Origin of the sequence: Butyricimonas faecihominis, from assembly GCF_033096445.1 — a bacterium.
In the GTDB taxonomy this organism is placed as follows: domain Bacteria; phylum Bacteroidota; class Bacteroidia; order Bacteroidales; family Marinifilaceae; genus Butyricimonas; species Butyricimonas faecihominis.
Map to the genome: position 1 here is coordinate 2,074,583 of NZ_AP028155.1, position 11,973 is coordinate 2,086,555.

13 protein-coding genes are annotated in these 11,973 nt (G+C 42.6%); 6 read left to right on the plus strand and 7 right to left on the minus strand.

Features of this window, described 5'->3' with window-relative positions; genetic code table 11:
• The first annotated feature begins 6 nt into the window (after nt 1-6).
• Nucleotides 7-783: a hypothetical protein gene (locus tag R8806_RS08705; RefSeq protein ID WP_124315626.1), complete on the plus strand. Its 777-nt coding sequence runs from the start codon at nt 7-9 to the stop codon at nt 781-783.
• Between the two features lie 130 nt (nt 784-913).
• On the plus strand, nt 914-2,191 hold the full coding sequence (locus R8806_RS08710) for a thioredoxin family protein (RefSeq protein WP_124315627.1): 1,278 nt from the start codon (nt 914-916) through the stop codon (nt 2,189-2,191).
• A 38-nt stretch (nt 2,192-2,229) separates the two neighbouring features.
• Here the strand turns inward: R8806_RS08710 and R8806_RS08715 are convergent, their stop codons facing one another.
• Nucleotides 2,230-4,170, minus strand: coding sequence for a SpoIIE family protein phosphatase (locus R8806_RS08715; RefSeq protein ID WP_124315628.1), 1,941 nt, complete (start codon nt 4,168-4,170; stop codon nt 2,230-2,232).
• A gap of 448 nt (nt 4,171-4,618) precedes the next feature.
• Between R8806_RS08715 and R8806_RS08720 the strand changes: the two genes are divergently transcribed.
• The 4 genes from R8806_RS08720 to R8806_RS08735 all read left to right on the plus strand — a co-directional run bounded on the left by R8806_RS08720 (nt 4,619) and on the right by R8806_RS08735 (nt 7,537).
• Entirely contained in the window at nt 4,619-6,211 is a 1,593-nt protein-coding gene (locus R8806_RS08720; protein WP_124315629.1) for a thiamine pyrophosphate-dependent enzyme, read from the plus strand.
• 47 nt (nt 6,212-6,258) lie between these two features.
• Nucleotides 6,259-6,846, plus strand: a complete 588-nt coding sequence (locus R8806_RS08725; protein ID WP_124315630.1) for an indolepyruvate oxidoreductase subunit beta — start codon at nt 6,259-6,261, stop codon at nt 6,844-6,846.
• 166 nt (nt 6,847-7,012) lie between these two features.
• The gene (locus R8806_RS08730) at nt 7,013-7,315 is read left to right on the plus strand and encodes a GNAT family N-acetyltransferase (protein ID WP_027202300.1); all 303 of its coding nucleotides are present in this window, start codon (nt 7,013-7,015) and stop codon (nt 7,313-7,315) included.
• Between the two features lie 6 nt (nt 7,316-7,321).
• Entirely contained in the window at nt 7,322-7,537 is a 216-nt protein-coding gene (locus R8806_RS08735) for a (4Fe-4S)-binding protein (protein ID WP_124315631.1), read from the plus strand.
• Nucleotides 7,538-7,562: 25 nt separating this feature from the next.
• On the opposite strand, the gene R8806_RS08740 is transcribed toward R8806_RS08735, so the two are convergent.
• The 6 genes from R8806_RS08740 to R8806_RS08765 are packed head-to-tail and all read right to left on the minus strand — an operon-like array spanning nt 7,563 to nt 11,910.
• Complete coding sequence (locus R8806_RS08740) at nt 7,563-8,363, minus strand: metal ABC transporter permease (RefSeq protein WP_087421153.1); 801 nt, start codon at nt 8,361-8,363, stop codon at nt 7,563-7,565.
• A gap of 42 nt (nt 8,364-8,405) precedes the next feature.
• A complete protein-coding gene (locus tag R8806_RS08745; RefSeq protein WP_124315632.1) occupies nt 8,406-9,194 on the minus strand; it encodes a metal ABC transporter ATP-binding protein in 789 nt (262 codons plus the stop codon).
• Between the two features lie 4 nt (nt 9,195-9,198).
• Complete coding sequence (locus R8806_RS08750; RefSeq protein WP_124315633.1) at nt 9,199-10,080, minus strand: metal ABC transporter solute-binding protein, Zn/Mn family; 882 nt, start codon at nt 10,078-10,080, stop codon at nt 9,199-9,201.
• A complete protein-coding gene (locus R8806_RS08755) occupies nt 10,080-10,559 on the minus strand; it encodes an S-ribosylhomocysteine lyase (RefSeq protein WP_118304837.1) in 480 nt (159 codons plus the stop codon). The genes R8806_RS08750 and R8806_RS08755 overlap by 1 nt, the downstream gene beginning before the upstream one ends.
• Before the next feature lie 10 nt (nt 10,560-10,569).
• The gene (locus R8806_RS08760) at nt 10,570-11,265 is read right to left on the minus strand and encodes a 5'-methylthioadenosine/adenosylhomocysteine nucleosidase (RefSeq protein ID WP_124315634.1); all 696 of its coding nucleotides are present in this window, start codon (nt 11,263-11,265) and stop codon (nt 10,570-10,572) included.
• A 6-nt stretch (nt 11,266-11,271) separates the two neighbouring features.
• The gene (locus tag R8806_RS08765; RefSeq protein WP_124315635.1) at nt 11,272-11,910 is read right to left on the minus strand and encodes an MBL fold metallo-hydrolase; all 639 of its coding nucleotides are present in this window, start codon (nt 11,908-11,910) and stop codon (nt 11,272-11,274) included.
• Nucleotides 11,911-11,973: the final 63 nt, after the last annotated feature.

Here is an 11,973-nt window from a genome sequence, read left to right on the forward strand (position 1 = left end):
GTGACCATGATGAGAACAATCATACTTTTATTAATACTCGGATGTTCCATTCTCTTTTTCGGATGTCACGATGTCACGGTTGGCTACCTGTTCACGGAAAATGCCGGATATTCCAAAGACACCCTATACATTTTCAGTATAGAAGGAAAAATTGAAAAATTAGAGGGAAATCTTGAATACTTAAAGGAATTCACGGCGGAACTTCAGAAAGAACTAGACCGACTAGAAGAAGATGCCAATAAATTATATTCAAAATTAGACGAAATCTATGATGCTCAAGATATTCTGTATGACGAATATTACGATCCGGCAACAACTGTTGCCAGAAAAGAAGAGCTGATGATTGAAATACAAAAACTATCGGACCGGGCAGATGAACTTTATGAACAAGTTGGAGAAGTCGATCAACAGCAAGCCGACATCTCAGACCAGATTGATAATGCGTCAAATGAATTAGGAATGGATTCCCCGAATGTCATAAAAGAACAGATCAGGAAATACCAAGAACAGATTGACTTTAACATTCCTTGGAGGACTTCCCAAATTGAAAGCGTTTTAGGAACAGAACCCATCATTTATACGGTTCTGGACGCAAAGAACACGCAAGGAAACGGAGATAAGTTCATGGAATACGTGCACGTGCAAGGCGGAGGACTTATCTACGTGGACCTTGGCGTTGAAAAACATGTTCCGGCAGGTGCCTACACGGTAACTCTGGAGATCAGGAATGAAGGAAGGACAAGAATAATGGAGGACGTGTATACCTTCGTCATTCAAAACTAGTCATTCCCCCAAACACCCCCTCCCCTCTATGTAAACGGGAGGGGACTCTCCTTCTTTGTAAGAAGAAGCTAGAATGGTGGTCATAAAAATTAATTTCATAAATCATTTTACAATTTTATAGTACACCGAAATGAAAAAACTACTCTATTTATTCATGTTCCTTTACTTGGGAACATGGGGAGAATTATCCGCCCAAATGCTTCTGTTCAAAGGAACTTTTGAAGAGGCTTTAAAGAAAGCGCAAGCGGAAAAGAAAGACTTGTTCGTGGATTTTTATGCTGATTGGTGCGGCCCATGCAAAATAATGGCAGACAATATATTTACACGGCAAGAAGTCGGTAAATATTTCAATTCCAATTTTGTATGCGTACAGGTTAACGTTGAGGCGGGTGAAAATAAAGTATTAACTAAAAAATATAATGTAACAGCCTTGCCCACAATGGTATTCATCAGCCGGAACGGTAAAGAAATGCGACGCATCCAAGGAGCCGTTTCCCCGGAGGATTTAATACAAAATGGCAAAATAGCCTTGGGAGAAGCATTGAGTTTCGAACAATTATACGAAAAATATAAAAAAGAGAAAAACGACTTCACCATACAACAACAGTTATTGATAGAAGCTCCCCGTTTTATTGCTACCCAAAGCGGATACAACAGGCAAAAATGGGGTTCCCGAATCGAGAGCCTTTTCCCGGAATACTGTAAAAACAAAAAATTAGAGAACATGATCAACGGCACGGACTTTTATATCCTAACCCTGTATCACCCGCAAGCAGAGAAAGAAGACCCAATCTTTGATTTCGTGACAAAAAATTATAAAAGGTTTGCAGACTCCGTGGATAAACCGACGATCTTCAGTTATCTGGTCAGTCTAAATAACGGATATATTATTCGTTCATGCAGAAAGGGAGACCTCAGTTACAAGGAACGTCTGAAACGGGTAAGCGGAGATTTAAAAGACATATACTCCGAATTCTCTTTCGGCACTCTCTCCGCCCAAGAAGCCACGACCTTACTGGCAGACGCCACGTATAACCTATACCGCCATAACGAAGATTTGTTTTTCGAGAACATGAACAAATATTATTCCGGAAAAGGCGAACTGGTCGAGTGGGGAGATTACGCACAAGCTCTGGAGGACCTTGCCATTGTTTTTGAAGGCAAGATGTCCAAGAATGCTTACATGAAATGTATTCCTTGGATCTCGAAAGCTTTAGAAATGAATATCGATGCAGAAACCCGAACGCGTTTACTGATGATGTTGGGCGATTGCCTGAAAAACACGGGGAATAAAGAAAAAGCCAAACAGACTTACAATCAAGCCTTTCTGACCTGTACCCAGATCGTAAACAAAATGCAAGCAAAACAACTTCAAGAAATCATCCAACAAACATTAAAAGAACTATAAATGTGCGTGCAAAAGTTTCCGAAACTTCACAGAGGGGCCTACAAAAACCCCTCTGTTTTCTTTTTTCCACGGGCATTAAGCCGAAAACTCATCACGGTCAAATCATCCGATTGTTCCGCATTCCCGACAAAACGTTTCACATCCCCGACCACTTTATCCACCATTTGCCGTGGCGCAAGTCTGGGATGACCTGCCACCAAGTTAAATAACCGATCTATCTTATAAAATTTAGATCGTTCATTTTGAGCTTCCGACACCCCATCTGTGTACAAAAGCAACTGAGAACCCGGAGCAAAATAGCACTCCTGTTCCTCGTAATCATAATCAGAAGTAACACCCAAAGGTAAATTATCCGCAGTCTTGAAGAAAGACACGGTTCCATCCGGGGCAATCAATAACGGGTAAGGATGTCCCGCATTACAAAATCTCAGACGATTCGTGTTCAGATTCAACACCCCGGCAAAAAAAGTAATAAACATACTCGTATTCCCGGTCCGAATCAAGCTTTGGTTCATCAAATTCATGATATAATTCAAAGAAGTATCCCGCAGGGCCAAAGATCGCATCTGGCTGATCGTGGTTGCCATAAACAAGGAGGCAGGAACTCCTTTCCCCGAAACGTCCCCAATAGCGAAACCAAACTCATCCTCGTTCAGCATCAAATAATCATACAAATCCCCTCCTACCTGACGAGCCGGATGCAACACGGCATGAATATCAATACATTCGGCTCCAAAGGTGGGGACAAATTGTTTCGGAACCATTCCCAATTGAATATCATGGGCAATACGCAACTCACTCTCGATCTTTTCATTCGCTGTCGTTGTCTGGCGCAACTGGTCCACGTACTCCGTCAATTGTTGTTGCATGAAAAGAAACGATTCGTACAACTCACCTAATTCATCCTTAGACCGAATACGTGGCAACGGAGTGTTAAAGTTTCCTCGGGCCACATCTCGGGCAGAAGCAGCAAATATCGTCAGTGGTTTTGTGATTCGTCGTACAGCCACAAAACAAATAAAATAAACAAATAACAACAACAGGACAAAGCCAATCAGCAGATACATATTAAATTTGCTCAACTTACCAAACACCTGATCGTATGGACAAATTACCGCCATGTACCAATCAGTTGCCACTACCGGCGTGTAATACACATAGGACAGAACTCCCCCATCGTCCACGATGATACTACCACTTTTCCCGGCTGCCATCTCGTTTACCAGAATAGTAACATTCGTATCCCGTGCCTCTTTTGCCGTTTCGAACATATTTTGACCAATCATCACCTCCCCTTCCCTGCGCAAGATATAACGTCCCTGTTTGTCAATAACCACGGTATAACTACCCTTGTAAGGCTTGATCGAATCGACCAGATCGCGCAACCATCGATTGGTTAAATCCACAGATAAAATACCAATTAGTTCATTCTTTTCCCCATGAACCGGGACCGCGTAAGACGTCGTGATCACATCCGGATCTCCCGCATCCCGATAGGGCTTACTCCAGTATCGGTGTTCCCTCGCACCTTTGTACCAGCCTTTCTCAAAATAATTGTAATCTTCACTCCCTACTTGAATGGTCTTCACGGAATCTCCGACCATATAAGAATAAGGTGCAAAATAATGTCCCTTTTCCGGAAAATAGTAAGGTTCAAAAGCGATCGCGCAACCAAAAATCTCCGGGTTATCTTTTACAATCCGCCGAGTGATACCAAACAAAGAATCCGGCTCCTTTACATATTCAACGATCATCCATCCCAGATTTTCAGGAATCTTTTCCACCTTACTCAACAACGCACTCACGCGCAAATTCGCCTGATCAGCCATACTTTCAATCTTATCCTCGGCCTCCTGCGACAACGTTTCCGTTGAGTAATGATAAAATACGCCCACTAAAACAAAAGAAAGAATTGTAATGAACGAAATCACATACAAACTCAATTTAGCAGGAAAAGATTTTTTATATCGATCAAACATAACAATTAACAATTGATGAGAAGTTCCTTTTTATACCCGTCATAATAAACCACGAATATACAAAAAAACTATAAAACAAGTACAAAAAGTAATTATTCGAATCTCTTTTTTCCAAGTGATTCCAGCTAACAAGCTCCATTAGTAGAGAATAGGAAAAATAAACCCGAAAAAGAATTTATAAACACGCAGACTTCTCATTCGAAATATTTGCTCTTATTAAATATTAATATTAATTTAGTCGCGAATTACAAACGAAAACGTTTTAAATATTTAGTAGATGTACAAGCCATCAGAATATTATTTCGTTTTAGCCTACATCGTGGGCGTACTTAAATTGTTCGGGGGACTATGAAAATTCCGCCGGAATAATTTCAGGCATCTTTTGGCAACACATCACGTTGCTCTCTTTTAAGCAAAACAAACAACTTAAATCAATAATCTTTTAATTATGCAAAAACAACTATTATTAGGTGTTGAAGCTATTGCACAAGGTGCTATAGACGGAGGTATATCCGGCGTGTTCGCATACCCGGGAACCCCTTCAACAGAGATCACGGAATACATTCAGGAATCGAAACAGGCTATCGCCCGTAACGTTCACCGGATGTGGTCTGCAAACGAAAAAACTGCCATGGAAACCGCATTGGGAATGTCCTATGCGGGAAAAAGAGCCTTGGTATGTATGAAACACGTGGGAATGAACGTGGCTGCAGACTGTTTCATGAACGCTGCAATTACCGGGGCCAACGGAGGTATGGTTGTTATCGCTGCCGATGACCCATCCATGCACTCTTCTCAGAACGAGCAGGATTCACGCGTGTACGGTAAATTTGCCTTAATTCCGATCATGGAACCCTCTAACCAACAAGAGGCATACGACATGACCCGCTACGCATTCGACCTGTCAGAGCAAATGGGAACTCCCGTGTTATTAAGAATCACGACTCGTCTGGCACACTCTCGTTCCGGTGTTGAACCAAGAGAGGCTAAAGCCGAAAATGAAATGCGTTTACCGGAAGACAAACGTCAATTCGTGTTACTTCCCGCTATCGCTAAAAAAAGATATAAATTATTACTAGAGAAACAAACCGCTTTCGAAGAGGCATCTGATAACTCTTCTTTCAACCAATACATTGACGGGGCTGACAAATCAATGGGTATCGTCGCTTGCGGTATCGGTTACAACTACCTGATGGAAGTGTTCGGTGGAAACTGTCCTTACCCGGTAGTCAAAGTAAGCCAATATCCTCTTCCGAGAAAGATGATCACCAAGTTGGCAGAAAGCACTGAAAAATTGCTCGTTTTAGAAGAAGGCTACCCGATCATTGAAGAAGCATTGAAAGGTTACCTTGAAAAAGAATGTGTACTCGGACGTTTGGACGGCACGCTCCCCAGAGACGGAGAGTTGAATCCGGATCACGTGGCGAAAGCATTCGGATTACCTTCTATCGAAGGATCGCCTGTACCGGAAATCGTGGCACCTCGTCCACCAGCCCTTTGCGTGGGATGTAGCCACAGAGACGTGTACACCGCATTGAATGCAGTTGTTGCCGAATACCCGAATGCACGTGTATTCTCTGACATCGGTTGTTATACTTTAGGAGCCCTTCCTCCATTCCAAGCGATCAACTCTTGCGTGGACATGGGAGCATCCATCACCATGGCAAAAGGTGCTGCTGACGCTGGATTATACCCGGCTGTATCCGTTATCGGAGACTCCACGTTCACTCACTCCGGCATGACCGGGTTACTGGATGCTGTAAACGAAAAAGCCAATATCACGATTATCATTTCCGACAATGAATCCATCTCCATGACCGGAGGTCAGGAATCTTCAGCATTAGGACACTTGGAATCTATCTGTCGCGGTATTGGTGTTGAACCGGAACATATCCGTGTTCTACTTCCCGTACCGAAAAATCACGATGAATTATGCAAGATCATCCGTGACGAGATCGAATACAAGGGTGTATCCGTGATCATCCCGAGAAGAGTTTGTATCCAGAAAGCTGCAAGAGACGCTAAGAAAAAGAAAAAATAAATTGATTCAATGATCAATTTAAAATCTAAAACTTAAAATTTAAAATTATGAAGACAGATATTATATTAGCGGGTGTAGGTGGACAGGGAATCCTTTCTATCGCAGCAGCATTGGGGTCTGCCGCCCTCAACAATAACCTGTACATGAAACAAGCCGAGACTCACGGAATGAGTCAACGCGGGGGGGATGTACAGTCTTTCATGAGAATCTCCGACAAACCGATTTTCTCTGACCTGATCGCCAAAGGAACAGCCGATATTATCCTTTCAGTTGAACCGATGGAAGCATTACGTTACCTTCCCTACTTGAAACAAGGAGGTTACGTGGTAACCAACGCCACTCCGTTCATTAATATTCCGAACTATCCGGAAGTAGAAACCTTGATGGACACGTTGAAAGCCCTTCCTCATCAAGTAATCATTGACGCTGACAGCATCGCTAAAGAGGCTGCAGGCAACGTACGTGCCAGCAACTTCGTGATGATGGGTGCCGGTTCTCCTTTCATCGAAATTCCTTTTGAATACTTAGAAAAAGGCATCATGGCTATTTTCGAACGTAAAGGTGCCGATGTGGTAGAAATGAACTTGAAGGCATTACGTGCCGGACGTGAATTCGCACAAAATTACATTAAATAATCGGATCTGGGGGAGTCTCCTTTATTAAGGAGTTCCCCTATTTTTCTTCTCATACTTTCCTCGCAATATTAATTCTCGGATATTTTATCCAAAATAATCCATAAAATGCAAACAAAAAAGAAGCTTTAAGCGTTTAATTTATAATTAAACTTTTAAAATTAAGGCTATGACCGAGGATTATGAATTAAAAGATGACGTACATCGGCAACAATACGAATTTCGTATCGGGAACTATACACCGAAAATCGAATATATAAAATCAATCAACGGAGAGATATACCTTACCCACACAGAAGTTCCACGAGAACTGGAAGGGAAAGGGATAGGCAGTCAACTAGTTGAAAAAACACTACAAGACATCGAACGTCAAGGACTTCGACTCGTTCCGCTTTGTCCTTTCGTGGCAGCTTATATCAAGAAACACCCCGAATGGAGACGCATCGTGATGAAAGGCATTAATATAAAATAACCACACATGGATAAGAAAATTGAATATACAAACGGAGAGCTAACCATTATCTGGCAACCGGGTTTATGCCAACACGCCGGAGTATGCGTGAAAATGTTACCCAAGGTATACAATCCTAAAGAAAGACCTTGGGTCAAAATCGAGAACGCCACAACGGCAGAATTAATCGAACAAATTAACAAATGTCCCTCTAGAGCATTGAGTTACAGAATGAATAAGTAGTGAAAGTCGCCGAATTCGGCGACTTTTATTTTTTCCTTTTCCACAAATAGCAAACAATAAATATCAACAAGAAACAAAGCACGATAGTTGCCCCCGAAGGTAATTTCAGTGCTGCCGAAGTAAACAAGCCGATAACCGAACCGGCACAACTGATAATCGTTGCCCACACGAGCTGTTTCGTGAAATTCTTATGAAACATCCCGGCAATAGCCTGTGGCATGGTGAGGTACGAAATCACGAGAATGATTCCCGCTAGTTTCATACACAACACGATACACAAAGCGATCAATGCCGTAATTCCGATTTCCAGACCATTCAACGCGACGAAATGTGTCCGGCTGTATTCTTTATCAAAAGCGATATAAAATAAAGGACGATAAAATTTAGCAAAGAACACGATGATCACCAAACACAACAAAAGCGAGAGAATAACCTGTTCCCCCGTCACCGTGAGGATATTACCAAACAGGTAAGATAACAAATTAGGAGCATACCCCGGTGTCAGATAAATAAACAACACCCCGATGGCCATACCCGCAGACCAGAATATCCCGATCAGGGAATCTTCCTTAAATCGCTTGTTATCCGAAAGATATAGAATACAAAAAGCGGCAGCCAAAGCAAATACAGCCGCCCCGAAAAGAGGCGATAGTCCTAGGAAATAGGCTAATCCCAATCCCCCGAAAGAAGCGTGTGTAATTCCCCCACTAATAAAGACCATCCGTTTCGCCACGATATAAGTCCCAATCAATCCACAACTCACACCTATCAGAATCGTACACAACAGTGCATTCTGGAAAAAAGTATATTCTAATAATTCAAACACCTTATTAATTTTAGATTTAATGATTTTAGATTGAAAAAACAATCAATCTAGTGCTTCACTTTCAATTTTCAATTCTCCATTTTCAATTGTACGATCGTGTTTCAACAACACCCGATGAGGCACCGTACCGTGAGAGATCAATTCAATCGGACAATTATACAATTTCAATTGTTCCGGCGTGATCAGATTTGATTCATGGTAATGCAAGCCACCATTCACGCAGGCTATCGTCTTCACATAAGAGCAAATCGTTCCCAAATCATGAGAAACCATCACGATACTCATCGTCTTATTCAACTCGCCCAGCACGGAATAAAACTCATTCTCGAAATTCGCATCCACGTAAGTCGAAGGTTCATCCAAAATCAGAATCTTCGGGGAAGAAATAATAGCCCGACACAAGAACACCCGTTGCATCTGTCCCCCGGAAAGCTCTCCTATCGGACGATTCCCGAATCCTCCCATCCCGTATGTTTCTAAAAGCTCATCCACCTTTTCCCGATCAGCCTTCGTGTAGTCCTTAAAAATCCCCTTCTCCGACATCAAACCGGACAAGACGACCTCTTTTACACTAATCGGAAATCTCGCATCAAAACGACTGTTCTGAGGCAAATAACCAAACAAAGATTGTTTGGAAACATGATAAACAATTTCACCAGAGAAAGGTTTCAGCAATCCCAAAATCACCTTCAATAAAGTTGTTTTCCCTCCCCCGTTCGGTCCGATGATCCCGATAAAATCATGTTCCCGAATGGAAAGATTCACATCCCGCAACACGACCGTATGCTCGTATCCGGCCGTAATCCCTTTTAACTCCAGAAGTTCATTCATCCTTCTATTTCATTTTCTGTTCAATGATCTTCAATAAAGAACACATTTCGGCTTTCCAATCCGAACTCAGCGGGTCTATGGCAATCACCTCACCATCTATCTCCTTGGCAATAGCCTTAGCATTAGCCACGTCAAATTGATTCTGAATGAAAACAATCTTTATTCCTCTAGCCCGACAAGTATCAATCACCGCTTTCAAATGAGAAGGATTCGGTTCCTTTCCCTCATCTTCAATAGAGATTTGTTCCATCCCGTAATCCTTGGCAAAATAAGTCAGCGCCGGATGATAAATCAAAAAAGTTTTATTCTCTTTTTCCGGGATAATCCGACGGGCAGCCTGATCAATACTGTCTATCTCTACACGAAACTGGCGATAGTTCTTTTCAAACGTCTCCCGCTGATCGGGGAACTTAGCCGCCAACACATCCAATATCGTGCGAGCCATCATCTCTGCATACCGGGGAGACATCCACACGTGAGGATCAAAATTCCCTTCATGCGAACCATGATCGTGCTGATGCCCATGTCCATGGTCATGATTACAAGCTCCTTGTTCCAAATCCATCCCGACAGATTGCTTCACGAGCAACATATTTTTCTGCGTTTCCAGAAAAGGATACAGATTACTCAACTCGAAAGGCAGATATCCCACCGCAAAATAAATGGAACTATTGTGCAAAGCCTTCAATTGCTCCGTACTCAAATCACTCACCGCGGGATTCGCCCCCGGTGGGATCATCACGTTCACCTTCACGTAATCCCCCGCAATTCTCTCCACGAAATAACGCTGTGGCAAAATACTCACGCTAATCGTTCTCTCCTTGTCTTTATTCTCCCCACAAGCCGTTAACAAGGCCATCAAAACAACTATAATTCCTATTTTCATTATATTGGATATATCAAATTCTTCTCCTCGATCACGTCTAACACTTCGGAAAGATATTTTGCAGCCTCGTATTTTGCCATGGGTAAATTGTGCAACAAATAATTACCGCAATCTTTAGCGGCAACACCGGGGACTTCTCCCTCGAAATCCCGGATAAAACGGAAGGTTTCCCGCATTAGCTCCACGATGTCACGGGACTCCAAGTCGCCTTTCATCAAAAAGTAATTTCCCGTACAGCATCCCATTGGTCCCCAAAACACGATCTTGTCACCCCACTCCTTATGATTGCGCAAATAAGTCGCTGCCAGATGCTCTATCGTATGTAACTCCCCCTGTCCCAACACGGGTTCCCGGTTCGGTTCCTTCATGCGTATATCAAACGTCGTGACCACCTGATCACCTAAATAGTCTTTACGGGAAACATAAATTCCCCTCAACAAACGCAGGTGATCAATCGTAAAACTCGGTATTTTTTCCATGCTTTAAATTTTATTCTTCTGATAAGGCTTTGATCAACACTTTAATCATTTCAAAAGAACGTTTAGGTGCCTCTTCCCAAAAATTCAAATATTGTTTGTAATGATCTTTTACCCCGGGAGTATCACTGATAATACGATAGCTCAAGAATGGAACCCCGCACATATAGCAAACCTGTGCAATGGCACACGATTCCATGTCTACCGCCATTCCTTCCGGAAAACGTTTTTTGATCTCCGTCAACTCCTCTTTATCGGTAATAAACTTATCCCCGCTACATATCATACCTCCGTAAACATTACCATCATGAGCAACAGATAATGCCAATTTACACAGCTCCTTATCCGAAACGAAACGAGCCGGCAGACCTTGCACCTGACCATATTCATTTCCATCCCCACACCACACGTCATGATAAACCATATTCTCGCCCACGACAATATCCATCACTTGGGTCAAAGGATCTATCCCTCCCGCAACTCCGGTATTGACAATAATATCCGGTGCATAACGCTGTATCATTTCCATCGTACCGACGGCTGCACACACCTTTCCAATGCCGCACTTAGCCAAAACAACTTCCACGTCTCCGATGTGTCCTTCCGTGAAAAGAAGCCCGCGAACAGGTTCTTCTTTTGTCTGTTCCAATAATGATTTCACCAGTCCATATTCGGATGTCATGGCCACAATTATTCCGATCCTTCTCATATAACTCTATTGAAAAAATGGATTCATTCTTTTTTCTTCCCCGATCGTCGAGAATCCTCCATGTCCGGGAATAACACGAACATCATCGGGTAATACAAACAATTTTTCCCGGATACCATTCAACAACTGATTCATATCCCCGCCCGGCAAATCAGCCCGGCCGATACTCCCCTGAAACAAAACATCCCCGGCAATCAGTAATCTATCCTTTTCACTATAAAAGCAAAGCCCTCCCGGAGAGTGTCCCGGTACATGTATCACCTTCAATTCCGAATGACCGAACTTCACGACATCCCCATCTTTCAGGTATTCCCCCAAAGCCGGTGGCGGGGTAATTCCTTTCACACCTAACATAGCCGCATACCTTTCGGCATCCTCTACCCAAAACGAATCCGCCTCATGCGCCCGGGCTGATAGCCCAAACTCATCCAGCATGAAATTATTCCCGAAAATATGATCGATATGCAAATGTGTATTTAACAATGCTACCGGTGTCAACTGATTCTCCGCTAAAAAACTCTTCAAACGTTGTCCTTCTTCTTTCGAAAAACAACCGCAATCAATCACCACGGCTTCCCCTGTCTCGTCATACAACACGATCGTGTTCTCCTGCCATGGATTATTTGTAAATACTTTAATTTTCATCTGATATGAATTTTAACCCCACAAATATACTAAAAAAAGAAGTGGATCAAAAAGGCTTTTGAT